20 protein-coding genes, 2 tRNA genes and 1 pseudogene are annotated in these 23,385 nt (G+C 67.4%); 16 read left to right on the top strand and 7 right to left on the bottom strand.

The features are described from left to right. Positions 1-2 precede the first annotated feature (2 nt). Entirely contained in the window at positions 3-725 is a 723-nt protein-coding gene (gpmA, locus tag VI480_RS03765) for a 2,3-diphosphoglycerate-dependent phosphoglycerate mutase (protein WP_323671477.1), read from the bottom strand. Between the two features lie 330 nt (positions 726-1,055). On the opposite strand from gpmA, the gene dnaK reads away from it, so the two are divergent. From dnaK to purQ, 12 genes are all read left to right on the top strand, one after another. Beyond that, positions 1,056-2,873: a molecular chaperone DnaK gene (dnaK, locus tag VI480_RS03760; RefSeq protein WP_323671476.1), complete on the top strand. Its 1,818-nt coding sequence runs from the start codon at positions 1,056-1,058 to the stop codon at positions 2,871-2,873. Then, the gene (locus tag VI480_RS03755) at positions 2,870-3,508 is read left to right on the top strand and encodes a nucleotide exchange factor GrpE (protein ID WP_323671475.1); all 639 of its coding nucleotides are present in this window, start codon (positions 2,870-2,872) and stop codon (positions 3,506-3,508) included. Before dnaK ends, VI480_RS03755 begins: the two co-directional genes overlap by 4 nt. A 9-nt stretch (positions 3,509-3,517) precedes the next feature. Beyond that, complete coding sequence (locus tag VI480_RS03750; protein WP_323671474.1) at positions 3,518-4,501, top strand: DnaJ C-terminal domain-containing protein; 984 nt, start codon at positions 3,518-3,520, stop codon at positions 4,499-4,501. 30 nt (positions 4,502-4,531) lie between these two features. Next, positions 4,532-4,933: a heat shock protein transcriptional repressor HspR gene (locus VI480_RS03745; protein ID WP_323671473.1), complete on the top strand. Its 402-nt coding sequence runs from the start codon at positions 4,532-4,534 to the stop codon at positions 4,931-4,933. A 201-nt stretch (positions 4,934-5,134) separates the two neighbouring features. Further along, the gene (locus tag VI480_RS03740; RefSeq protein ID WP_416246635.1) at positions 5,135-7,738 is read left to right on the top strand and encodes an ATP-dependent Clp protease ATP-binding subunit; all 2,604 of its coding nucleotides are present in this window, start codon (positions 5,135-5,137) and stop codon (positions 7,736-7,738) included. Between the two features lie 113 nt (positions 7,739-7,851). Continuing rightward, complete coding sequence (locus VI480_RS03735; protein ID WP_323671471.1) at positions 7,852-9,132, top strand: adenylosuccinate synthase; 1,281 nt, start codon at positions 7,852-7,854, stop codon at positions 9,130-9,132. Positions 9,133-9,145: 13 nt separating this feature from the next. Continuing rightward, positions 9,146-10,417 (top strand): phosphoribosylamine--glycine ligase, encoded by a 1,272-nt coding sequence (purD, locus tag VI480_RS03730; RefSeq protein ID WP_323671470.1) that lies wholly within the window; start codon positions 9,146-9,148, stop codon positions 10,415-10,417. Positions 10,418-10,523: 106 nt separating this feature from the next. Then, positions 10,524-10,970 (top strand): 5-(carboxyamino)imidazole ribonucleotide mutase, encoded by a 447-nt coding sequence (gene purE / locus VI480_RS03725; RefSeq protein ID WP_323671469.1) that lies wholly within the window; start codon positions 10,524-10,526, stop codon positions 10,968-10,970. 22 nt (positions 10,971-10,992) lie between these two features. Then, positions 10,993-12,423 (top strand): adenylosuccinate lyase, encoded by a 1,431-nt coding sequence (purB, locus tag VI480_RS03720; RefSeq protein ID WP_323671468.1) that lies wholly within the window; start codon positions 10,993-10,995, stop codon positions 12,421-12,423. Between the two features lie 57 nt (positions 12,424-12,480). Further along, positions 12,481-13,386, top strand: a complete 906-nt coding sequence (locus VI480_RS03715; protein WP_323671467.1) for a phosphoribosylaminoimidazolesuccinocarboxamide synthase — start codon at positions 12,481-12,483, stop codon at positions 13,384-13,386. Next, positions 13,383-13,655 (top strand): phosphoribosylformylglycinamidine synthase subunit PurS, encoded by a 273-nt coding sequence (gene purS / locus VI480_RS03710; RefSeq protein WP_323671466.1) that lies wholly within the window; start codon positions 13,383-13,385, stop codon positions 13,653-13,655. The genes VI480_RS03715 and purS overlap by 4 nt, the downstream gene beginning before the upstream one ends. Before the next feature lie 7 nt (positions 13,656-13,662). After that, positions 13,663-14,373, top strand: coding sequence for a phosphoribosylformylglycinamidine synthase subunit PurQ (gene purQ, locus VI480_RS03705; RefSeq protein ID WP_323671465.1), 711 nt, complete (start codon positions 13,663-13,665; stop codon positions 14,371-14,373). A gap of 60 nt (positions 14,374-14,433) precedes the next feature. Here purQ and VI480_RS03700 read toward each other — a convergent pair whose 3' ends face one another. Beyond that, entirely contained in the window at positions 14,434-14,820 is a 387-nt protein-coding gene (locus VI480_RS03700; RefSeq protein ID WP_323671464.1) for a hypothetical protein, read from the bottom strand. 65 nt (positions 14,821-14,885) lie between these two features. Here VI480_RS03700 and purL point away from each other — a divergent pair, with 65 nt between their 5' ends. From purL to VI480_RS03680, 4 genes and pseudogenes are all read left to right on the top strand, one after another. Next, positions 14,886-17,216, top strand: coding sequence for a phosphoribosylformylglycinamidine synthase subunit PurL (gene purL / locus VI480_RS03695; protein WP_323671463.1), 2,331 nt, complete (start codon positions 14,886-14,888; stop codon positions 17,214-17,216). Then, positions 17,213-18,850: an amidophosphoribosyltransferase gene (purF, locus tag VI480_RS03690; RefSeq protein ID WP_323671462.1), complete on the top strand. Its 1,638-nt coding sequence runs from the start codon at positions 17,213-17,215 to the stop codon at positions 18,848-18,850. The genes purL and purF overlap by 4 nt, the downstream gene beginning before the upstream one ends. Continuing rightward, on the top strand, positions 18,847-19,944 hold the full coding sequence (gene purM, locus VI480_RS03685) for a phosphoribosylformylglycinamidine cyclo-ligase (RefSeq protein ID WP_323671461.1): 1,098 nt from the start codon (positions 18,847-18,849) through the stop codon (positions 19,942-19,944). Before purF ends, purM begins: the two co-directional genes overlap by 4 nt. A gap of 77 nt (positions 19,945-20,021) precedes the next feature. Continuing rightward, positions 20,022-21,232 (top strand): annotated as a pseudogene (locus tag VI480_RS03680) (NAD-dependent malic enzyme). Positions 21,233-21,393: 161 nt separating this feature from the next. Here the strand turns inward: VI480_RS03680 and VI480_RS03670 are convergent. The 5 genes from VI480_RS03670 to rpmB form a co-directional block, all read right to left on the bottom strand. Next, positions 21,394-21,466 (bottom strand) — tRNA-Phe (locus VI480_RS03670). Between the two features lies 1 nt (position 21,467). Then, a tRNA-Asp gene (locus VI480_RS03665) sits at positions 21,468-21,542 on the bottom strand. Positions 21,543-21,622: 80 nt separating this feature from the next. Continuing rightward, entirely contained in the window at positions 21,623-22,891 is a 1,269-nt protein-coding gene (locus VI480_RS03660; RefSeq protein ID WP_323671458.1) for a winged helix-turn-helix domain-containing protein, read from the bottom strand. Positions 22,892-22,927: 36 nt separating this feature from the next. Further along, positions 22,928-23,092: a 50S ribosomal protein L33 gene (rpmG, locus tag VI480_RS03655; protein ID WP_323671457.1), complete on the bottom strand. Its 165-nt coding sequence runs from the start codon at positions 23,090-23,092 to the stop codon at positions 22,928-22,930. Next, positions 23,092-23,328, bottom strand: a complete 237-nt coding sequence (gene rpmB, locus VI480_RS03650; RefSeq protein WP_323671456.1) for a 50S ribosomal protein L28 — start codon at positions 23,326-23,328, stop codon at positions 23,092-23,094. Before rpmB ends, rpmG begins: the two co-directional genes overlap by 1 nt. Between the last annotated feature and the right edge of the window lie 57 nt (positions 23,329-23,385).

The raw sequence follows: 23,385 nt of genomic DNA, 5'->3' as shown, positions 1-23,385 counted from the left end.
GCTCAGCGGAGGTAGCGGTCCTCGACTGGGCATTGCGTGGCGACTTGCAGGTTGGCATCTAGCTCGTACAGCAGGGGTATTCCGGTGGGGATGTTGAGCTGGGCAATCTCGCTGTCGCCGATGCCGTCGAGATGCTTCACGAGCGCTCGCAGGCTGTTGCCGTGCGCGGCCACCAGCACGGTCGCGCCGGCTTGCAGATCGCCGACGATGCCGTCATGCCAGTAGGGCAGCATTCGCCGCACGACGTCGGCCAGGCACTCGGTGCGCGGCACGCTGCCCGCTGCGAGGTCGGAGTAGCGCGGGTCGCCTGCGACGTCGAATTCATGGTCGGCAGGCATCGGCGGGGGAGGCACGTCGTAGCTGCGACGCCAGAGATGGACTTGGTCGGCGCCGTGCCGTTCGGCCGTCTCGGCCTTGTTCAAACCGGTGAGCGCTCCGTAGTGCCGTTCGTTCAGCCGCCAGTGCCGTCGTACCGGCAGCCAGCCCCGGCCCATCGCGTCGAGCGTTGTGTTGGCGGTCTGGATTGCACGCCGCAGGAGCGACGTGTGCACGACGTCGGGTTCGATGCCTGCCGCCAGGAGAGTGGCGCCAGCGGCGCGGGCTTCCGCCTGCCCGTCGTCAGTCAGCCCGACGTCCCACCAGCCGGTGAAGCGGTTCTTGAGATTCCAGACGCTCTGGCCGTGGCGCAGGAGCACGAGCGTGTGCGTGTCGCCAGCCGATGCCATGGGCGTGCACGGTAGCCCCCCCACGCGGTGCTCAAATGGGAGCCCGCGGCGGCGGCAGGACCCTCGTCGACCAGCGATCCGGCAGGCGAGAGATGCGGACCTCACCGCATTTCTTGTCGACGTCATCAACACATTGCGTTGCATCCAACAGGGAACCGGTCGCAACTTCGCCGAGTTTCCTGTCGCCTCCGTCGCGCTTTCCGCACCGCGGCCGGCAGCATCACTTAGAGAAATTGCTAATAAGACACTCAACTTATATGCTTGTCTCTGCTACCAATTCGCATTCCTGGCCACGGTTGGTCGGGATGCCTGACCATGAAAGGCGCAACGATGCCCAAGGCTGTCGGAATTGACCTCGGAACGACGAACTCGGTGGTGGCTGCGATGGAGGGCGGCGAGCCCGCCGTCATTGCCAACGCCGAAGGCGACCGCACAACCCCGTCGGTGGTGGCATTCGCCCGCAACGGCGAGGTGTTGACCGGCGAGGTCGCCAAGCGGCAGGCGGTCACGAATCCCGAGCGCACTATTGCCTCGGTCAAGCGGCACATGGGCAGCACCTGGGGCAAGTCCATCGACGACAAGAACTACACGCCGCAGGAGATCTCGGCGCGGGTGCTGCAGAAGCTGAAGCTCGACGCCGAGCAGTACCTCGGCGACACGGTGACCGAGGCGGTCATCACCGTGCCGGCGTACTTCGACGACGCACAGCGCACCGCCACGACGGAGGCGGGCAAGATCGCCGGCCTCGACGTGCTGCGCATCATCAACGAGCCAACCGCCGCTGCGCTGGCGTACGGCCTCGACAAGGAGACCGAGGACCAGACGATCCTGGTGTTCGACCTCGGCGGCGGCACGTTCGACGTGTCGGTGCTCGAGATCGGCGACGGCGTCTTCGAGGTGAAGTCCACCGCCGGCGACACCCACCTCGGCGGCGACGACTGGGACGCGGCTGTGGTCGCGTGGTTGGCAGCGTCGTTCAAGGGCGACCACGGGGTCGACCTGAGCACCGACGCGATGGCCGGCCAGCGCTTGCGGGAGGCGGCCGAGCAGGCCAAGAAGGACCTGTCGTCCAAGCAGACCACCCAGATCAACCTGCCGTTCATCACGGCAACCGACAGCGGCCCCCTCCACCTCGACTACGAGCTGAGCCGGTCCAAGTTCGAGGAGCTGACGTTCGACCTGCTGAAGCGCTGCCGGTCTCCCTTCGAGCAGGCCATCAACGACGCGGGCCTGGCGAAAGCCGACATCGATCACGTGATCTTGGTGGGCGGCTCCACGCGCATGCCCGCCGTGCAGAAGCTGGTGACCGAGCTCACGGGCCGTGAGCCTCACAAGGGTGTGAATCCCGACGAGGTGGTCTCGGTGGGTGCCGCCATCCAGGCCGGCGTGCTCAAGGGCGACGTCACCGATGTGCTGCTGCTCGACGTCACGCCGCTCAGCTTGGGCATCGAGACCAAGGGCGGCGTGATGACGCGGCTCATCGACCGCAACACCACGATCCCGACGCGCCGGTCGGAGATGTTCACCACTGCTGAAGACGGCCAGCCGTCCGTGGAGATCCACGTGCTGCAGGGCGAGCGGGAAATGGCAGCCGGCAACAAGACGCTGGGCAAGTTCCAGCTGGTCGGCCTGCCGCCGGCGCCGCGGGGCGTTCCGCAGATCGAGGTGGCGTTCGACATCGATGCGAATGGCATCGTCCACGTGTCCGCGAAGGACAGCGCGACCAGCAAGGAGCAGTCGATCACCATCACCGGGCAATCGGCTATGTCGCCCGACGAGATCGAGCGGATGGTCTCCGATGCCGAGGCGCATGCCGCGGAGGACGCCCGCCGGCGGGAGGAGGCCGAGATCCGCAACAACGCGGACACGCTCGTGTACCAGACCCGCAAGCTGCTCGACGAGCAGGGCGACAGCGTCTCCGCCGACGACAAGGAGCCCGTGGAGGCTGCGGTGGCTGCTGCAAGCGAGGCACTCGAGAGCGACGATCTCGACGCCATCCGCTCGGCCACCGAGACGCTCGCTGCCGCCAGCAGCGCGTTCAGCCAGAAGCTGTACGAGTCTGCGGCCGCGAACACCGCGACTGATGGCGAGGGCGCCGCTTCCGACGACGACGTTGTCGACGCGGAGATCGTGGACGAGGAGAAGTGAGCGAAATCGAGACCGAGCTCGACGCAGCGGCTGCGGAAGCAGTCGGCGAGAGCCCGCCAGCTCTCGACCAGCCTGGCCTGGGGGATCTGGCGGAACGGGCCGACTTGCTGTCACAGCTCGAAGCCGTGACAGCCGAGCGGGATGACTATCTCGACCAGCTGCAGCGCCAACGGGCGGAGTTCCAGAACTACCGGAAGCGAGTCGAAGCGGAGCGGCGTCAGCAGGTCTCTGCGGGCGTCAGCCGCCTGGTCGAGTCGCTGCTGCCGGTACTCGACGGGTGCGACGCCGCCACTTCTCAAGGGCACAGCGAGGTGGCCGCCGTGGGCCAGTCGCTCATGGTGGCCCTGGGCAAGGCGGGGCTCGAACGGATCGATTCCGTCGGGGAGCCGTTCGACCCCACCCAGCACGAGGCAGTGACGATCGAGGAGGCGCCCGCCGCCCCGGCGGCGGACGAAGACGCTGATGACCCCGATGTCGACGATGCAGGCTCCGCGGCCGCCGCAGCGCCAGACGATGCCGATGCACCGGCCCATGCCGATGGCGCCCGGCAGATCGTGACGGCGGAGATGCGCAGCGGGTTCCGTTTCGACGGCCGCGTGCTGCGTGCTGCCATGGTCAAGGTGCGCACGGGGTAGGGGGCCACGATGGACCCACGACGCGAGTGGTTCGAGACCGACTACTACGCGGCCTTGGGCGTCTCGCCCGACGCGTCGGACAAGGACATCACCAAGGCGTACCGGAAGCTCGCGCGCAAGCACCATCCGGATTCGAGTGCCGGCGACGAGGAGCGTTTCAAGCAGATCTCTGCGGCGTACGACGTCATCGGCGACTCCGAAAAGCGCGCGGCATATGACGAGGCGCGCCGCTTGGGGCCCGTCGGCTTCGGCCCCCAGATGGGCGGCTTCGCATCAGGGCCAGGCGGCTTCAGCATCCGCGTCGAGGATCTCGGCGACCTGGGCGGCATCTTCGGCAACCTTTTCGGCGACGGCCGTGGTCGAGCCGGCCGAGGTGGCCCCATGCCGATGCGCGGACACGACCTCGAAACCCGGCTCGGCATCTCGTTTCGAGATGCGGTCTCCGGCGCAGTCACGGAGGTGGCAGTGCCCGACGCATCGTCGGGCGGCATGCGGAACGTCAAGGTGCGCATTCCTGCCGGGGTTGACGACGGCGGGCGGATCAGGCTGGCGGGCAAGGGCTCGCCGGGTTCGGGCGGCGGACCCAACGGCGATCTGTTCGTGCTGGTGGACGTGGCACCTGACGCCGATTTCGGCCGTGACGGCCGGAATCTGACGGTCAGCGTGCCGATCACATTTCCCGAGGCCGTCTTTGGCGCCGATGTGAAAGTGCTGGATTTCGACGGGAACCCGGTCACCTTGCGCATCCCGCCGGGAACCCAGTCGGGCAAGACCTTCCGGGTGCGCGGCCGCGGCGTCACCACCCGTCGCGGCACGGGCGATCTGCTGGTGAGCGTCGACATCGTGGTGCCGACGAAGCTGTCGTCTGCGGAGCAGGCGGCGATCGAGGCGCTGCGCGACGTCACCGACTTCGAGGGAGGGACGAGCCGGCGACAGCGCGAGGCCGAACCGGAACCGGCGACACTCGCCGACACCGCAGGAGCACAGCGATAGCGACCAGGGGACGAACCGAGGAACACGGTCATGAGCGAACAACCAAGGCGAACGCCATCTGCCTCCGAGCGCAACCGGGCGCTGTACGTCATCTCGGTGGCGGCCGAGCTCGCGGGTGTGCATGCTCAAACGCTGCGGATCTATGAGCGCAAGGGCCTGCTGGCGCCCGCACGCACCTCCGGCGGCAGCCGCCGCTACAGCGACCGCGACATCGCCATGCTCAACCGCATCAGCCAGCTCACCAGCGAGGGCCTCAACCTGGCTGGCGTCAAGCGCGTGATGGAACTGGAAGAGCGCGTGGCGGCGCTGGAACGCAAGCTCGCCGACGTGCAAGCCGAGGCGGCCACGCTGGTGGCAGAAACGCACCGGCAATACCGGCGTGACCTGGTGCCGCTGCCGCAAACCGATCTCATCAGGCGCCCGAGAGGCTGAGCCGAATGGCGAAGCCGTGGCCCGAGCGGCCCGTGAGCGTCAGCGAACAAGAGCGGACAGCAGCGGGGCCCAGAGCGGGGCCGAACCCGCAAGGCTGAGCCGGCCACCAATTATCGAATCAGTAAATCTGAGTCGTTCATTATCAAGTTTTCTGCTAAACTTGACATCATGAAGCACGACGCAGATCCCCGCAAGCGCCCGCTGCCGTCCAGCCCGCTGACGCACAAGTGCCAAGAGGCGCTGGCATCTGCTGCTCAAACCGCGCAGAGCGAGGGTCACGCCGAGCTCACCCGGGCTCACCTGCTGCTGGCGCTCGTATCGCAGCCAGAGGGCTTGGTGCTTCCCGTGCTCGCACGGGCCGGCATCGAGCCGGCTGCCGTGCGTACGCGCGCTCTTGAGGCACTTGAGCGGCTGCCGCGCAGCTTCAGCGCGCAAACCCAGCCACCGCCCGGGCTCGCACGTGAGCTGGCCGAAGCACTGCAGGCTGCCGACGCAGAACGCGCCCAGATGGGCGATGACTACCTGTCCACCGAGCACCTGTTGCTGGCGCTCGCCGACGACCTCGACGCCGACCGCGATGCGCTGGCGGCTCTGGTCGGCGAGCTGCGCGGCAGCACAAGGGTCACGTCGCCGACTCCGGAGAATTGCTACGAAGCACTTGAGCGATTCGGCCGCGACCTCACGGCCGAGGCTCGCGACGACAAGCTCGATCCCGTCATCGGCCGCGATGACGAGATCCGGCGGATCATCCAGGTGCTGTCGAGACGTACCAAGAACAACCCAGTCCTGATCGGCGAACCGGGTGTGGGAAAGACGGCGATCGTCGAAGGCCTGGCCCGCCGCATCGCCGAGGGCGACGTTCCGGACGGCCTGCGCGACAAGCGTGTCGTCGCGCTGGACCTGGCTGCGATGGTGGCAGGAGCCAAGTATCGGGGCGAGTTCGAGGAACGGCTCGAAACGGTGCTGGGCGAGATCGCCGAATCCGACGGCGAGATCATCACGTTCCTGGACGAGGTGCACACGCTGGTCGGCGCAGGCGCGGGCGGCGACAGTTCGCTCGACGCAGCCAACATGCTCAAGCCGATGCTGGCGCGCGGGCAGCTGCGCCTGGTAGGCGCGACGACGCTCGACGAGTATCGCCAGCACATCGAAGACGATGCTGCGCTCGAGCGGCGTTTTGCGCCCGTCTATGTGGGCGAGCCATCGGTCACCGATGCGGTGGCCATCTTGCGCGGGCTGAAGGAGCGCTACGAGGTCCACCACGGCGTGCGCATCACCGACGCAGCACTGGTTGCCGCTGTCACCCTGTCGGATCGATACCTGCGAGAGCGTTTCCTGCCCGACAAGGCCATCGACCTGATGGACGAGGCTGCCAGCCGGCTGCGGATCGAGATTGACTCGGTGCCGCTCGAGATCGATGTGTGCGAACGGCGTATCCGCCAACTCGAGATCGAGGAGCTGGCGTTGAGTGGCGACGAGTCGTCGAACGAGTTATCGAATGGGTCGAGCAGCGGCTCATCCGAAAAGCGGCGGCACGACAACCAGCGACGCGATGCGATAGCCGAAGAACTGGCGTCTGAGCGCGAGCGCGTCGCCGGGCTCAAAGCGCACTGGCAGGCGGAAAAGGCGGCCATCGACCAGATCCGAGCGTTGAAGTCCGAAGCAGAGGCGCTGGCCGCAGCGGTCGAGCGCGAAACCGATCTTGAGCGGGCTGCGGAGATCCGCTTCGGCCAACTGCCCGAGGTGCACCGGCGTCTCGACGAAGCAGCCGCGGAGCTGGCACGGCTGCAAGCAGGCAAGCGGATCCTGCGGGAAGAGGTGGACGCAAACGACATCGCGGAGGTGGTGTCGCGCTGGACTGGCATCGCCACGAGCCGGCTGCTCGAAGGAGAGGTGCACAAGCTGGTGCACCTGGAAGAGACGTTGGCCCGCCGAGTCGTCGGCCAGCAACATGCGGTCGCGGCAGTCGCCAATGCCATCCGGCGCAGCCGGGCCGGGCTGAGCGAGCCGGATCGGCCCATAGGGAGTTTTCTGTTCCTGGGCCCGACCGGTGTGGGCAAGACCGAGCTGGCGCGTGCGTTGGCCGAAGCGCTGTTCGACGACGAGCGCGCCATAGTTCGCATCGACATGTCGGAATACCTGGAACGGCACTCGGTCAGCCGCCTGATCGGCGCACCTCCCGGGTATATCGGCCATGACGACGGCGGCCAGCTGACCGAGGCAGTCCGCCGCCGGCCGTACTCGGTCGTCCTGCTCGACGAGATCGAGAAGGCACACGCCGACGTCTTCAACGTGCTGCTGCAGGTGCTTGACGACGGTCGGCTGACAGACGGCCATGGGCGCACCGTCGACTTCTCCAACGTCGTGCTCATCATGACGTCGAACCTGGCGGTGGACCCAGCGGAGTTCTTCGCACCGGAGTTCATCAACCGTGTCGACGAGATCCTGCAGTTCGACGCCCTCAGCCGCAGCGATGTGGCTGCCATTGCCGAACGGCAGCTGGAGATCTTGCGCACCCGTCTTGCCGATCGCGAGATCACACTGGAGGTGACCTCCGAAGCAACAGAGCTGCTCGCCAACCGCGGGTATGACCCGGCCTACGGTGCCCGGCCGCTTCGACGCTTGATCCAGCGCGAACTGACCGATCCGCTGGCCTCCGGCCTGCTCGACGGCACGTTCGCCGATGGCGACGCCGTGACGGTGGACAGCGTCGACGGCTCATTCACTCTCAGCACGCCGTCACCGCCGACACGCACCGCACCCGAGGCAACCGACGATCTGGCACCGCTCTCAGAAGCCTCGTGAGCAGTGCTCCGGACGGCCGAATCCACTGGAAATCCGGCGGCCCCGGAGGGGTCACTCCCTAGACTGATTTGGTGACGACGACAGCGTCCTGCCGGCTGGCGATGGGCTGAAACATGCCGGGCTCAATCGTCGTAGGAACGCAATGGGGCGACGAGGGCAAGGGCCGCATCGTCGACATCGTCGCCAAGGAATGCCAGCACGTCGTTCGCTACCAGGGCGGCCACAACGCGGGGCACACGATCGTCGTCGACAGCGAAACGTTCGCCCTGCAGCTCATACCCAGCGGAGTGCTGTACGAGCACGTGACGCCGATCATCGGCAACGGCGTGGTGATCAATCCGTGGGTGCTGATCGACGAGATCGACATGCTCGCCAGCCGCGGCGTCGACTGCGGCCGGCTGATGCTGAGCCCCGCGGCGCATCTGGTGCTGCCCTATCACCAGATCGCCGACGAGTTGGCCGAAGCGCAACGCGGTGATGCCAAGCTCGGTACCACCAAGCGCGGCATCGGGCCTGCGTACGCCGACAAGGCGGCACGAGTCGGGCTGCGAGTCGAGGATCTGCTCGAGCCGATGACGCTGCGCTCTCGATTGCTGAGCGTGCTGGCCGACCGCAACGCTTACCTGCAGCGGGTGTACGACCATCCCGGCGTCGATCCCGACGAGCTGGCCGACCAGCTCATCACTGAGGTGGCACCGCGGCTGGCGCCGCTGGTGGCCGACACCGTCGGATGGCTCCACGAGGCACTGCACGCGGGCGAGCGCGTGCTGTTCGAAGGCGCCCAGGCCACCTTCCTCGACCTCGATCACGGCACCTACCCCTTCGTCACCTCGTCGAACCCGGTGGCAGGCTTCGCGCTGGTGGGCTCGGGCATCGGGCCCGGCGCGATCGATCAGGTCATCGGCATTGCCAAGGCGTACACCACCCGGGTGGGTTCGGGACCTTTCGTCACCGAGCTGCACGGCGAGACCGGTGAGCACCTGCGAGATCGCGGCGCGGAGTACGGCACCAACACCAACCGGCCGCGCCGGTGCGGCTGGTTCGACGCCGTCATGGGCCGTCAGGCAGTGCGCCTGAACGCCTGCACCGAGATCGCGCTCACCAAGCTCGACGTGCTCGACGAACTCGACACGATCAAGGTCTGCGTCGCCTACGAGGTGGACGGCCACCGCTACGACTACCTGCCACACCTGCGCTCGCTGCATGATCGAGCCGTCCCCGTGTATGCCACGCTGCCGGGCTGGAAGACGCCGCTCGACAAGGTCACCCAGCGATGGCAGCTGCCGCGCCAGGCGGTCGACTACATCGTCTTCCTCGAACGCCAGCTCGGCTTGCCGATCCGGTATGTCTGCGTCGGCCCCGGCCGCGAGCAGTACATCAGGTTCGCAGCGTGAGCTGCGAGCGTCCATGAAGGTCTGTGTGGTCGGCCAGGGCGGGCGTGAGCATGCATTCGCGTCGGTGCTTCGCCGGACCGCCGACGTGGTGGTGACGCCGGGGAACGCCGGTATTGAGGGCAGCGTCGCAACACCGCCCACCGAGATAGACGCCGACCTGTACGTCATCGGACCGGAAGGGCCGCTGGCAGACGGTCTTGCTGATCGACTGCGGGCAGACGGCCGGCTCGTGTTCGGACCAGGCGCCGACGGCGCCGCGCTGGAGAGTTCGAAGGCGTGGATGAAAGAAGTGGTCAGCGCCGCCGGCGTGCCTACAGCCGCCTATGCCACGTTCGACAGCGACCCAGCAGGCCGCCGTGCAGCACACGCTTACGTGGAGACGCTGCCGCCGCCGTACGTCGTCAAGACCAGCGGCCTCGCTGCTGGCAAGGGCGTGCTGGTCACCGACGAGCTGGCCGAAGCCCATGCTGACGTCGACGCCAAACTGGACGGCGCCGCGTTCGGGGATGCCGGTCGCCGCATCGTGATCGAAGAGGGAATGCGAGGCCCCGAGGTGTCGCTGTTCGCGCTCTGCGACGGCCGCCGCGCCGTGCTGCTGCCCACGGCTGTGCGCGATCACAAGCGCATCGGCGACGGCGACACGGGGCCCAACACGGGCGGCATGGGCTGCGTCTCGCCGCTGGCCGACGTCGATCGGGCCGCCTGCGTCGAACTGGCCGCGCTGGCGTTTGAGCCGACGCTGACCGAGCTGATCGGGCGAGGCGTCGACTACCGCGGCGTGCTCTATGCGGGCTTCATGTTGACGCCCGACGGGCCCCGCCTGCTGGAGTTCAACGTCCGCTTCGGCGATCCCGAGGCTCAGGTCACGCTGCCGCGCATCGAGAACGATCTCGCGCTGCTGCTGGCAGGGGCCGCAGCAGGCGAGCTGACCGATGAGATTCGAGTCTCCGATGACGCCATGGTGTGCGTCGTGTGCGCTGCGGAGGGCTATCCAGCGGCGCCGCGCACCGGCGACGCCATCGCGGGTCTCGAGCGGGCGCGCGAAGTGCCAGGCGTCACCGTCTTCTGCGCAGGCGTCGGGGCTGCCGACGATGGGGCGGCCCCGCCTGAGCCGCTCGTGACTGGGGGTGGCCGGGTGCTGAATGTGTGCGGGCGCGGTCCCGATGCGGCGGCGGCGCGCGACCGTGCGTATGAAGCCGTGCGTCAGCTCAGCTGGCCGGGCATGACCTACCGCACCGACATCGCCGCTGCCGAGGCCGCGGCGGCCGCCGCCCTCAGCCGATGAGGGCGCCGCTCTTCTCCAGACATCGCCCCGTCACTCACTCCGGGCGGCGAGACTCGGACCGTATGTCAATGGGCAGTCAGCCGATCTGTGTCAGGAGAGCAAATCGATGAAGGTCGCCATCTTGATGGGTTCGCCGAACGATGCGTCGAAGATGGCACCCGCCGCCGAGATGCTCGACAGGTTCGGTGTCGAACACGTGACTGAGGTGATGAGCGCTCACCGCACACCTGCAGCCGTGGCGTCGTTCGCGACGGGAGCGCGCGACGCCGGCTTTGCCGCGGTCATCTGCGGAGCGGGCATGGCAGCGCACCTGGCTGGTGTGGTGGCTGCGCACACCACCCTGCCGGTGATCGGCGTGCCGCTCAGCGGCGGCCTCGCCGACGGCCTCGATGCGTTGCTGTCGACGGTGCAGATGCCGAAGGGCATCCCGGTCGCCACCGTCGCGGTGAACGGCTCGGCGAATGCGGCTGTGCTCGTCACCGAGATGCTTGCGGTGACCGATGCGGAGCTCGCTGCCCGGTTGGACGAGTTCCGCGCCGCTGGTGCCCGGTGAGGCTGGGTCCGGTGAGGCTGGCGTGAGTCCCGAGGTCATCCCCAACGTTCTGGCGACTCGCTATGCCTCAGTGGAGATGACCGAGGTCTGGTCGCCTCGCCACAAGGTCATCCTTGAGCGGCGGCTGTGGATCGCGGTGCTGGAGGCACAGCGAGAAGCGGGCGTCGACGTGCCAGACGGGGCGCTGGAGGCGTATCGAGACGTGGTCACCCAAGTCGACCTCGACTCGATCACCGAGCGGGAACGGATCACGCGCCACGACGTGAAGGCGCGCATCGAGGAGTTCTGCGCGCTCGCCGGCTACGAGCAGATCCATCGCGCCATGACCTCGCGCGATGTCACCGAAAACGTCGAGCAGTGCCAAGTCGCCGCCGCGTTGGGCCTGGTCGCCCAACGCATAGCTGCCTTTGTCGTGCGCATCGCCGCGTTGGCCACTGCGCACCGAGATCTCGTGATGGCCGCGCGTACGCACAATGTGCCCGCGCAGGCGACCACGCTGGGCAAGCGCTGGGCCACGATCGGCACCGAGGCGCTCGTGTCGCTCGAGCGCATCGAGGAGCTCTTGGCCCGCTACCCGCTGCGCGGCATCCGCGGACCGGTGGGCACGCAGCAGGACATGCTGGAGCTGTTGGGTGACGACCGGGCGGCTGTGGATCGTCTGGAGCGGCGCCTCGCCGCCGAGCTGGGCTTCGTCCGGGTGCTCGGTTCCGCTGGACAGATCTACCCCCGCTCGCTCGACCTCGACGTCGTCGCAGTGCTGGTCGGCGCCGCGGCACCGCTCGGCAACTTGGCGCTCAGCGTGCGCCTCGCCGCTGGTCACGAACTGGTCACCGAAGGCTTCACTGCCGGCCAAGTCGGTTCGTCTGCCATGCCGCACAAGATGAACACCCGCTCGTGCGAGCGAATCACCGGCCTCGTGACCATTCTGCGAGGACACCTGATGATGGCTTCGCAGCTCGCCGGCGACCAATGGGACGAGGGGGATGTGAGCTGCTCGGTGGTGCGCCGCATCGTGCTCCCCGACGCATTCTTCGCACTTGACGGTGCGCTGGAGACTGCTTTCAGCGTCCTGGACGGCTTCGCCGTCTTCCCGGCTCGGGTCGAAGCCGAACTGGCCGCCTACCTGCCGTTTCTCGCCACCACCCGCCTGCTCGCCGCGGCAGTAGCCGCAGGCGCCGGCCGCGAGGAGGCGCATGAGCGCATCGGCGCCCATGCGACCGCCGCCGTGCTGGCGCTGCGCGAGGGCACCGTCGACCGCAACGATCTCGCGGCTCGCATCGCGGCCGATCCGGAGCTGCAGCTCAGTGACGACGATGTCGCGGCAGCCCTTGCGGATCCGGCGTCGTTCAGCGGTCGCGCTGCGGATCAGGTCGACGAATTCGTGGCCGCCGCGGGCAAAGTGGCAGAGCGGTACGGCGCAGCCGTCGACTACGAGCCGGGCGAGGTGCTGTGAACCGAGCAGCGAGCGGCCCTGATCGATGACCGGCGAGACGATGACAAGAGAGGCAACGTGAGCGAGCTTGAGCTAGTCCACCGCGGGAAGGTGCGCGAGATGTACCGCGTCGACGACAGGCACCTGTTGATGGTCGCCAGCGATCGCATCTCGGCCTTCGATGTCGTGTTCAACGAACCGGTGCCAGACAAGGGCCGAGTGCTGACGGCTATGACGGCGTGGTGGTCGACATGGCTCGGCGACATCGCCCCGACCCACGTGGTCTCAGCCGACCCCGGCGACTTCCCGGCTGCGGCACGACGATCCGAATGGGCCGGCCGAGCCCTCCTCGTTCGCCGGGCGGAGATGCTGCCGATCGAGTGCATCGTGCGCGGGTACATCACCGGTTCGGCATGGAAGGAATACCGTGAGCGCGGCACCATGCACGACGAGCCGCTGCCGGCTGGCCTGCTCGAGTCTCAGCAGCTCCCCGAACCAGTCTTCACGCCGTCCACCAAGGCGACCGATGGGCACGACGTGAACATCTCGTTCGCTGCTGCCGCTGAGCTGGTTGGCCCCGAGGCGGCTGCGGCCGCCCGCCGAGTGTGCGTCGACGCCTACAGCACAGCGGCCGCCCATGCGTCCGAGCGGGGGATCATCATCGCCGACACCAAGTTCGAGCTGGGCTATGTGGACGGCACCCTGGTGGTCGCCGACGAGTGGCTCACACCCGATTCGTCTCGCTTCTGGCCCAAGGATCACTGGCAGCCCGGCGCATCGCCGCCGTCGCTCGACAAGCAGCCGGTGCGCGACGCCACCGAAGCCACCGGATGGAACAAGGAACCGCCCCCGCCGCCGCTCACCGACGATGTGGTTGCCGCTACCCGCGCTCGCTATATCGAGGCGTACGAGACGCTGACCGGCGAGTCGTTCGACGATTGGCTGGCGCACTCCGGCGTGCCGGCGGGAGCCAACGCTTCATGAATCGCTGGGATGTGCTGGTGGAAGTCTCGCCACGAGCCGAGATTGCCGACCCGGCTGGCACCACGATCGAGCGAGCTCTCGCAGCGCTCGGATTTGCGGGCGTGAGCGGCGTCAGGGTGGGCAAAGCCATCCGCTTGGAGGTCACCGCAGCCGACGTGTCCGAAGCCCGTTCGGTGACGGAGCAGATGTGCGAACGCCTGCTGGCGAACCCAGTGATCGAGGACGCTCGCATCGAGCTGCGTGCTGCGGGGCAGGATCACAGCCCGTGAGTGCCCCATGAGCGTGCCAATGAATGTCTCAGTCGGCGTCATCCAATTCCCCGGCACGAACTGCGATCTCGACACGCTCGATGCTCTGGCCGGGCTCGGGGCGCGGACAGCGCTGCTGCGCAGTGACGAAACCTCGCTGAGCGGTGTGGATGCCGTCGTCATTCCGGGTGGATTCGCGCACGGCGACTACCTGCGTACCGGCGCAATCGCCCGCTTCTCGCCAATCATGGATGCAGTCGCCTCATTCGCGGGTGCCGGAGGTCCCGTGGTCGGCATTTGCAACGGATTCCAGGTATTGACCGAGGCAGGTTTGCTGCCGGGAGCATTGCGACCCAATGCCGGGCTTTCATTCCTGTGCCAGCCGCAGCAGTTGGCCATGGCATCGGTGCATCATGTATTGGGACATGGTTTGTCGCCATCGGATCAACTGAGCATTCCCATCAATCACTTTGAAGGGAACTATGTGTGTGACCGTGCGACGTTGCAACGTTTGCGCGAGAACGGTCAAGTTGTAATGCGCTATGTCGCCAACCCGAATGGCTCAGTAGACGATATCGCTGGCATTTGCAACGAAGCGGGCAATGTGGTGGGCCTGATGCCCCATCCGGAACGGGCTACGTCTGAACTATTGGGATCTACTGACGGACGCAAGTTGCTCGAAGCGTTGCTCTATGCGGCAGCGAGCACCCGTCAAGCCGTCGGTCACCACGCGGCATGAAGACGCGCCGGTCTGCTATGGCTCGGGTTTCGCTGGCCGAGAGCCAGGAGATCTGAGGTGTCAGCCGCCCCGTGTGATGCCCGCACGAGCCAGCATGTCGGCCGGAACGCCGAATTCTCGCCATGTGGCGTACTGAATTCCCTTGCGTCGTCCGTAGTTGGCAGCGTGGGTGACAAAGCCTTCTTCGACAGAGGCCATATCGGGTTCGACCTGCAGTGCTTCGATCGCCGCCTCGACATCCCGGCGCTCTTGCATCAGGAGCAAGCGCTTGATCGGCTTTGCTTCGGCAATCTGCGCATCGATTGCATCTTTCTTGGCGTTCAGCGACTCCGCACTCTGCCTGCGGCCGGGACGAGGCCGGTGAGTTTCGAGGGCCTCAAGATAATCCCGCACTGCTGCGGCCTCGATGCGGCCCGCGGCAATAGCCGCTTTGTGTTCGTCGGACATTGTTCGTTCGCTCATGCCGTCTGTATAGCACGACGTTTTGCGGTATCCAATGAACTCGGGTTGATGTGACTGCAATAGTTTCCGATACGACCAGTATTCATGCGGCGCTTGGCCTGACTGACGCCGAATACGACCGCATTTGTGAGCTCTTGGAGCGTGAACCGAACCATCTCGAACTCGCTATGTATGCGGTGATGTGGTCCGAGCATTGCTCGTACAAATCGTCGCGCCGTCACCTCGCCCGATTGCCGACTGAAGCCCCGTGTGTGCTTGTCGGACCAGGTGAGAATGCCGGTGTTGTCGACGTCGGCGACGGCATTGCCGTTGCTGTACGCATCGAGAGCCACAACCATCCTTCCGCTATCGAGCCATATCAAGGTGCGGCGACCGGAGTCGGCGGCATCCTGCGCGACATCTTCACCATGGGCGCGCGACCCATAGCGCTCGCGGATCCTCTGCGCGTGGGGCCGCTGGACGAGCCGCGCAGCAACTGGATTGCCGAGGGCATCGTCAGCGGAATCTCGGGGTATGGCAACAGCGTGGGGGTTCCCACTGTTGCCGGCGAATTCGTGTCGTGTGAGACGTACCGAGACAACCCGCTGGTGAATGTGGCGGCCCTCGGGATCATGCCGACTGAACGCCTGGTGCTCGGCCGAGCGACCGAGGTGGGCAGCGCAGCGGTGCTCATGGGCGCGAGCACCGGCCGCGACGGCATCGGCGGCGTGAGCGTGCTGGCCTCAGCGGGCTTCGACGAGGCCGACGACGGTTCGACGAAGCGCCCGAGCGTTCAGGTCGGCGATCCGTTCGAGGAAAAGCGTCTCATCGAGGCATGCCTGGAGCTGCTGGAGGCAGGGCTCGTCAGCGGCATCCAGGACCTCGGCGGCGCGGGCTTGACGTGCGCGACGAGCGAAACGGCGTCGCGTGGCGGCACCGGGATGGAGGTGGATGTCAGCGTCGTGCCGCTGCGCCAGCACGGCATGGAGCCGTTCGAGATCATGACGTCGGAGTCTCAGGAGCGCATGCTGGCGATTGTCTCGTCGGCCAATGTCGATCGGGTGCTCGAGATTTGTTCCCGTTGGGAAGTGAGCGCGACGGTCGTCGGGCGCGTGACCGGCGATGGCATCCTGCGCGTGCGCGACGGGGTGGACGGCGCGGTGCTGGCCGAGGTTCCTGCGAGCACGCTTCACGACGACGCGCCGTCGTACGACCGGCCGATGCGGCCGCCGGCGGATCTGGCCCTCCGGCGCAGCGTCGACCCGGCAGCCGATCCGACCGCGGGCAGCTCCAGCGACTGTGCTGCCGATCTGCTGGCGATGCTCGCCGACCCGAGCTGGGTGTACCGCCAGTACGACCACCAACTGTTCTTGAACACGGTTGTCGGTCCGGGCCGCGACGCCACGCTGCTGCGATTGCGAGACCCACGCAGCGGCACACCGACCGGTCGCGGCCTCGCCGTGTCGGTGGACGGCAACCACCGCTGGTGCGACGCCGATCCCCGCCGGGGCACCGCCATGGTGGTCATGGAGGCGGCGCTGAACCTCGCTTGTGTGGGCGCCGATCCGCTCGCGCTCGTCAACTGCCTCAACTTCGGCAATCCGACCCATCCCGATGTCATGTGGCAGCTTTCCGAGGCCATCGACGGCATGGCCGAAGCCTGTGACGTACTCGGCGTACCTGTCGTGGGCGGCAATGTCAGCCTCTACAACGAAACGAACGGCACCAATATCTGCCCGACACCGGTGGTGTGCCTGCTCGGCGTGCATCCCGACCTTGTCCGCCGGCCGATCGCTGACGAATTGCCGGCGGGCACAGCGCTCATGCTGGTGGGTCCGCCCGGGCCGGCCGTTGGGGCCGAATCAGGCACCGACGCCTCCTCGCCGGGTCCCATAGCGCTGGGCGGCAGCCGTTGGGCGTGGGAACGTCGTGACTGCCGCGACGGCGCGCTGCCCGACCTCGACCTCGCGGGCAGTGCCGCAACCGCCCGGTTCGTGGCTGCAGCCGTGCGGGAGGGCCTCGTGCGGTGCGCGCATGATGTCTCCGACGGCGGCATCGCCGTGGCGATCGCCGAGATGTGCTGTCACGGCGGCGCGGGCGTGCACGCGAAGGTTCCGTCGCTGGGCGGCCCGGCACCGGCGGAGCGGGCGCTGTTCGCCGAGCCGCCGGGCCGCGTTCTGGTGGCAGCCGAGGCAGGCGATGTCGAGCGGCTCGCGAACGCGGCCTCAGCGGCAGGGCTCGCGAGTCGCCGGCTGGGGTCGTTCGGAGGATCGAGGGTGCAGATCGGGCGCTTCGCAAAACCCGGTTTTGACATAGACGTGGCGCTCGACGACACACTGGCCCGCTGGAGCGGTGCCTTGCCCCAGGCATTCGCGCAGACTGTTGACGGGGAGGCGGCATGAGCGGCGCCCCGGACGAGGGCGTGGACCTCAACAAGCCGCGCGAAGCCTGCGGTGTCGTCGGCGTGTACCTGCCCGGTGGTCCCGTGGCCCACCTGAGCTATCTCGGGCTGTATGCGCTGCAGCACCGGGGGCAGGAATCGGCCGGCATTGCCGTGTCCGATCGCACGCACATCACGGTGGTGAAGGACATGGGCCTGGTCGCCAGCGCCTTTGACGATCGCGTGCTTGCAGGACTCGAAGGCGACCTCGCCATCGGCCACACCCGCTACTCCACCACGGGATCGAGTTCGTGGCGCGCAGCGCAGCCGTTCTACCGAGGGCTCGACGGCACGGAATTCGCGCTCGGTCACAACGGGAACCTCACCAACACGGCCGAACTGGCGACGTCATCGGGGATGCTCGACGGGGTGGTCACCAGCGACAGCGACTTGGTGGCCGAGCTGATCGCCCAGCGCATCAACACCACACCGCAGATCACCCGTACCCGCCCACGCGAGGCCGTCACGGAAGCGCTCGCAGAGGTACTGCCCAGCCTGCGCGGGGGCTTCACGTTTGTGGTGGCCGACCGCGATCGCCTGATCGGGGTTCGTGATCCGCATGGCATCTGGCCGCTGTGCCTGGGCCGCTTGAATGTCGGCGAGCAGGCGGGTGGCGACGCCGGCAGCAGTCAGCTCAGCGGCCATCAGCCCACTGTCGGCCAACCCAGTGTCAGCCAGTCCGGCGGAGGCTGGGTGCTCGCGTCGGAGAACCCTGCGCTGGAGGTGGTCGGTGCGACGTTCGAGCGCGAGGTCCAGCCGGGCGAGATGATCATCATCGACGCAGCCGGGTGCCGCTCGCTGTGGCCCTTCGCGGGCCCGTCGGCAACCGGCGACCGGGCGGAACCGCACTTGTGCATCTTCGAGTTCGTGTACTTCTCGCGCCCCGACACCACCTTGGCAGGTCAGAACGTGCATGCAGCTCGCCAGCGCATGGGCGCGCACCTAGCCACCAATGCACCCGTCGATGCCGACCTGGTGATGCCCGTTCCCGAATCGGGCATTCCTGCAGCACAGGGCTACGCACGCGCCAGCGGCATCGCCTACGGCGACGGCCTGGTCAAGAACCGCTACATCGGCCGCACGTTCATCGCTCCGAACCAGCACGTCCGCTCTCTGGGTGTGCGGACCAAGCTGAACCCCATCAGCTCCAACATCGACGGCCGCAGGCTCGTGGTGGTCGACGATTCCATTGTGCGTGGCACCACCACCCGGTCGATTGTGGACATGCTGCGCGGCGCCGGCGCCGCTGAGGTGCACCTGCGCATCTCTTCGCCGCCGTACCGCTGGCCGTGCTTCTACGGCATGGACACCGGCACCTCCGGCGAGCTGCTGGCCGCCAATCGTGACCTGGACGAGATCGAGGCGTACCTGGGTGTCGATTCGCTGGCCTACCTGAGCCTCGATCAACTCGTTGAAGCCACGGGCGTGCCGGGCGGCGGGTTCTGCCATGCATGCCTGACGGGCGAGTATCCGGTGGAGATCGGCGCGGGGGCGCGGGCCGAAGTCTTCGGCAGCGTCGCCGACGAACCGAACCGCTCGCTGATCGCGACGGGCAGCGTGCAGCCGGTTGCCGTCGCAGAGTCCGTCGCTGGATGACGCCTGCAGCTGTCGACCCGCCCGCTAGCGGCCCCGAGGCTGGCGACTCCCGTCCGCTGACCTACGAGGAGGCGGGAGTGAGCATCGACGCGGGGGACGAGGCAGTGCGGCGGCTGGCGCCCCTCGCTCGCAGCACGTACCGGCCCGAGGTGCTGAGTGACATCGGAGCGTTCGGGGCGGTGACGGCGCTGCCGGAGGGCTTCAGCGACCCAGTGCTGGTGAGCGCGAATGACGGCGCGGGCACGAAGCCTCTCATTGCCGCCGCGCTCGGCCGGTGGGACACGATCGGGATCGACGTGGTTGCCATGTGTGTCGACGACATCGTCACGCTCGGCGCGCAGCCGCTGCTGTTCCACGATCAGATCACTGCAGGACGCCTCGACCCCGACATCGTCGAGGCGATCGTGACGGGTCTGGCCGCGGGCTGCCGCAGCGCCGGTTGCGCGCTGGTCGGAGGCGAGTTGGCCGAACACCCCGATGCACTCGCTCCCGGCGACTATGACATCGCTGGCTTTGCCGTGGGGGTGTCCGAACGCGCACGGTTGCGAGGCTCCATCACCGCCGGCGAGGCCACGCTCGTGGGACTGGCGTCGGGCGGGCTTCGATGCAACGGCTACAGCCTGGCCCGCCGCGTCCTGCTGGGTGAGACGCCCGATCCGGCCGTGCTCGGCTCGCCAGCCTGGCCCGGTGCCGATCATTCGCTGGGTGAGGAGATGCTGCGACCGTCGGTCATCTACGCCCCTGCGGTGCTCGCGCTCTTCGACGAATGCGGTGCCGTGGGGGCAGCGCACATCACCGGCGGGGGACTGGTCGCGAACGTGGCCCGCATGCTCGGCCCCAGCGTCGATGCGGTGCTGCGGCGCGGCTCCTGGCCGGTGCCCAGGATCTTCGACCGCATCGCGGATGCTGGCCCAGTCGCACCCGAAGAGATGGAACGCGTCTTCAACATCGGCATCGGCATGGTGGTTGCAGTGCCCCCGTCGGAGGTCGATGCGGCGGTGGGGATTGCGCAAGGCGCTGACCAGGAAGCTTGGGTGATCGGTGAGATCCGCCCGGGCACGGGCACTGCCCACTTGGTCGAAGCGGGCAACTAGACCCAATTCAGCGGGTCCAGCCCAATACCCTGCCTGCCCATTGTCCGGACAGCGCCCAGGGCGCGCCAGGAGCACCGATGACTGCCACCGCGGGATCGCGACCCACCGCCGCCTATTCCGCCACGCTCGAAGTAGAGCTGGCCCACCAGCCCGGCACGCTCGGCCGGCTGTGCACCGCGATCGGCGATGTAGGCGGCAACATCCAGAGCCTCGACGGCTTCACGATCACCCAAGGCACGCTGCGCCAGCACATCGTGGTGGACGCGTCCAGCGAGCAGCACATCGTCCAGATCTGCGACGCGGTCAACGGGCTCGAAGGCATCACGGTCATCGCTGCGCTTGATCGCACCTTTGAACTGCACGCCGGCGGCAAGCTGGAGACGGTCACTCGCATCCCGCTGCGCAATGCCGATGACCTCTCCATGGCCTATACGCCCGGCGTGGCTCGTGTCTGCCGAGCGATCGCCGATGAGCCCGAGCGGGTCCACGACCTGACGATCAAGGGCAACACAGTCGCGATCGTCAGCGACGGTACGGCAGTGCTGGGTCTCGGTGACATCGGCCCGGCGGCTGCGATGCCGGTGATGGAGGGCAAGGCGCTGCTGTTCAAGGAGTTCGCCGGTGTGGATGCGTTCCCGATCTGCCTTGATGTCAACGAGCCTGACGAGATCGTGGAGACAGTCATCCGGCTGGCGCCCACCTTCGGCGGCATCAACCTGGAGGACATCGCGGCGCCCGGGGCGTTCGAGGTCGAAGAGGCGCTGCGCGCCGCGCTCGACATCCCCGTGTTCCACGACGATCAGCACGGCACCGCGGTGGTCGCGCTGGCAGCGCTCGAGAACTCGGCGCGGATCGTGGGCAAAGAGCTGGCGAACTTGCGCTGCGTCATCCTGGGGGCGGGCGCGGCCGGCGTTGCAACCGCCAAGATCCTGCTCGGCGCCGGCATCGGCGATGTGATCGCCTGCGACCGCAAGGGCACCATTCACCCGGGACGTTCCGAGCTGAACCACGCCAAGGAATGGCTGGCGGCCAACACCAACACCGCTACCCCAACCAGATCAACAACGTGCTGGCGTTCCCCGGGATCTTCCGGGGAGCCTTCGACGCGGGCGCCACCGACATCACCGAGAACATGAAGATCGCAGCCGCCGAAGCCATCGCCGCGGGCGTCTCCAGCGATGATCTGAGCCCCGACCTGGTCATCCCCACAGCCTTCGACCGCTCAGTAGTCCCCGCAGTCGCCGCAGCAGTAGCCCAAGCCGCCCACCAAGACCAAGTCACCCGCTAGCCGAAGACGTGCGCCCGCTGCAGAGGCGGCAGGACTCTCTGCGACCAGCGATCCAGCAGGTCGCAACGTCGCAGAGCCCCCTGCCGCCCCTGCAGCTATGGCAACCGTGCCTGCAACCTTGAGTTCGCGAGCGGGGGGAAGCCCCTTCGCTCGCACCAGAGTGGTCGGGACCGGCGTCGATCCGGTGACCTCACGCTTTTCAGGCGCGCGCTCTGCCAACTGAGCTACCCGACCGCGGTCCCGACGGGATTTGAACCCGCGACCTCTGGCTTGACAGGCCAGCGTGAACTCCAGACTTCACCACGGGACCAGCTGTATTGCTGTGTGCTTGCGCCGACGTCGAGACCGGGATCTCTGCCGATGCAAGCGCAGCAACGATAGCCACCTCGATCAGCAATCAGCGCCGTTGACCGCGGTGCGCAAGCGGTCGGCAAGATCGCCACGAGACAGCACCGATACTCCCTCGCCGCCGCACCACGCAGACAGCGCATGCAACTCGGTTGCCAACGCCTCGAGGGCCTTCGTCTCTGCGGCCGCGTCACTGGGCCACGACGCTGGCTCAGCCCACGAAGCGGGCACTTCGAGCATGTTGCGTTCCCGGTCGAAGCGCACATCGAGGCGCGCCACCAGCGAGTCGTCGTGCAGGAACGGCAGCACGAAATAGCCGTACTGCCGCTTGGCCTTGGGCGTGTAGATCTCGATGCGGTAGTGGAAGCCGAACAGCCGCTCGGCGCGGGGGCGGTGCCATACCAGCGGGTCGAATGGGCTGAGCAGCACCGACCGGGATCGTCGGCGGGCAGCGCGCTGGCCGGCGGTGACATACCCCGGCCGATCCCAGCCCTCCACCGTCACCTCCTGGAGCTCGTCGTCTTCGACGAGTTCTGCGATGCGGGCGGGGGCGATGCGTTTCGGCAGGCGGTGGTAGTCGATGAGATCGTCGGCGGCGGCCACGCCGAGGCATCGCGCGGCGTCTGCCAGCAGCGTCCGGTGCGCGTCGGGTTCGTCCACAACAGCCTCAACCACGTCGCTCGGCAGCACCCGTTCGATCACGTCGTAGCGGCGCACGAAACCGGCGCGATCGGCCACGCCAACCCGACCTGCCCAGAACAGCCACGCCAGCGCCAGCTTCCCGTTGCTGCGTGTTCCCCAGGGCCCGCGCACGCCCGGTCCCCAGCCCATCGCGGCATCCAATTCGGCCGTGGATGCGGGACCGTTGGCGTCGAGCCAGGCAAGCGCCGCTCGAATCTTGGGCTGGTTGGCCTCTCCGAAGCGGGCGTATCCGCTCCACATGTCGCCGGCGGCTCCCCGGCGCATCCGCCAGCCGAACAGCGGCCAGTCGGCCACGCGCACGAACGACGCCTCATGGCCCCAGTACTCGGTCAACACCCGCTCGTCTGCCCGGCGGGCGTACGCCGACCGTTCGAGCAGTGCCAGCACGGCGTCGTGCGTGCCACCCATCCGGGCCCGCAGAACCAGCAAGTGCGAGCGTGCCAGCACGTTGACGGCGTCGATCTGCAGCAGGCCCATGCAGTCCATGGAGCGCCGCATATGCCGGACGTCCAGCCGTCCGGCAGGCAGCGGCGCAGCTAGCCCCTGGGAGCCGATGGCGAGCCGTCGTGCCGCCCGCAGGCTCAAGCGAGCAGGCTGCGCCGCGGTCATGCGGTGCTCATGGGGCGCCCTCGACGCCGCCGCCGCTCAGCGTTCTTCTTTGAAGATGACGTGCCGACGCAGCACCGGGTCGTACTTGCGCAACTCGATCCGGTCGCGGGTGTTGGTCTTGTTCTTGCGCGTCGTGTACGTGTAGCCGCTGCCCTCGGTGGACTTCAGCTTGATGACGGGACGCTTGTCGCTCTTGGGCATCAGACTTTCTCCCCACGACGGCGCAGATCGGCCACCACCGACTCGATGCCCCGCTTGTTGATGGTCTTGATGCCCTTGGCGCTGACGGTCAGCGTGACCCAGCGCCCTTCATTGGGCACCCAGAACCGCTTCCGCTGGATGTTCGGCTTGAACCAGCGCTTCGTCCGCCGATGCGAGTGCGAGACGTTGAAGCCCGAGTGCGGCCGACGGCCGGTGACTTGGCAGATGTTGCTCATGGGTGCCAGCTCCGCAGGATGGGCTCAACAGCAGCGCACAAGGCTAGCGAGCGGTCT

This window comes from Candidatus Poriferisodalis multihospitum (assembly GCF_028283155.1).
Taxonomy (GTDB): Bacteria; Actinomycetota; Acidimicrobiia; order Acidimicrobiales; family Poriferisodalaceae; genus Poriferisodalis; species Poriferisodalis multihospitum.
Note: the sequence above shows the minus strand (reverse complement) of the source record. Positions and strands in the feature narration are given on the sequence as shown.

What these genes read in the sequence shown, in the direction of transcription:
- gpmA (WP_323671477.1), bottom strand. Translation starts at nt 725, where the DNA reads ATGGCATCGGCTGGCGACACGCACACGCTCGTGCTCCTGCGCCACGGC.
- dnaK (WP_323671476.1), top strand. Translation starts at nt 1,056, where the DNA reads ATGCCCAAGGCTGTCGGAATTGACCTCGGAACGACGAACTCGGTGGTG.
- VI480_RS03750 (WP_323671474.1), top strand. Translation starts at nt 3,518, where the DNA reads ATGGACCCACGACGCGAGTGGTTCGAGACCGACTACTACGCGGCCTTG.
- VI480_RS03745 (WP_323671473.1), top strand. Translation starts at nt 4,532, where the DNA reads ATGAGCGAACAACCAAGGCGAACGCCATCTGCCTCCGAGCGCAACCGG.
- VI480_RS03735 (WP_323671471.1), top strand. Translation starts at nt 7,852, where the DNA reads ATGCCGGGCTCAATCGTCGTAGGAACGCAATGGGGCGACGAGGGCAAG.
- purD (WP_323671470.1), top strand. Translation starts at nt 9,146, where the DNA reads ATGAAGGTCTGTGTGGTCGGCCAGGGCGGGCGTGAGCATGCATTCGCG.
- purE (WP_323671469.1), top strand. Translation starts at nt 10,524, where the DNA reads ATGAAGGTCGCCATCTTGATGGGTTCGCCGAACGATGCGTCGAAGATG.
- purS (WP_323671466.1), top strand. Translation starts at nt 13,383, where the DNA reads ATGAATCGCTGGGATGTGCTGGTGGAAGTCTCGCCACGAGCCGAGATT.
- purQ (WP_323671465.1), top strand. Translation starts at nt 13,663, where the DNA reads ATGAGCGTGCCAATGAATGTCTCAGTCGGCGTCATCCAATTCCCCGGC.
- VI480_RS03700 (WP_323671464.1), bottom strand. Translation starts at nt 14,820, where the DNA reads ATGTCCGACGAACACAAAGCGGCTATTGCCGCGGGCCGCATCGAGGCC.
- purF (WP_323671462.1), top strand. Translation starts at nt 17,213, where the DNA reads ATGAGCGGCGCCCCGGACGAGGGCGTGGACCTCAACAAGCCGCGCGAA.
- purM (WP_323671461.1), top strand. Translation starts at nt 18,847, where the DNA reads ATGACGCCTGCAGCTGTCGACCCGCCCGCTAGCGGCCCCGAGGCTGGC.
- VI480_RS03660 (WP_323671458.1), bottom strand. Translation starts at nt 22,891, where the DNA reads ATGACCGCGGCGCAGCCTGCTCGCTTGAGCCTGCGGGCGGCACGACGG.
- rpmG (WP_323671457.1), bottom strand. Translation starts at nt 23,092, where the DNA reads ATGCCCAAGAGCGACAAGCGTCCCGTCATCAAGCTGAAGTCCACCGAG.
- rpmB (WP_323671456.1), bottom strand. Translation starts at nt 23,328, where the DNA reads ATGAGCAACATCTGCCAAGTCACCGGCCGTCGGCCGCACTCGGGCTTC.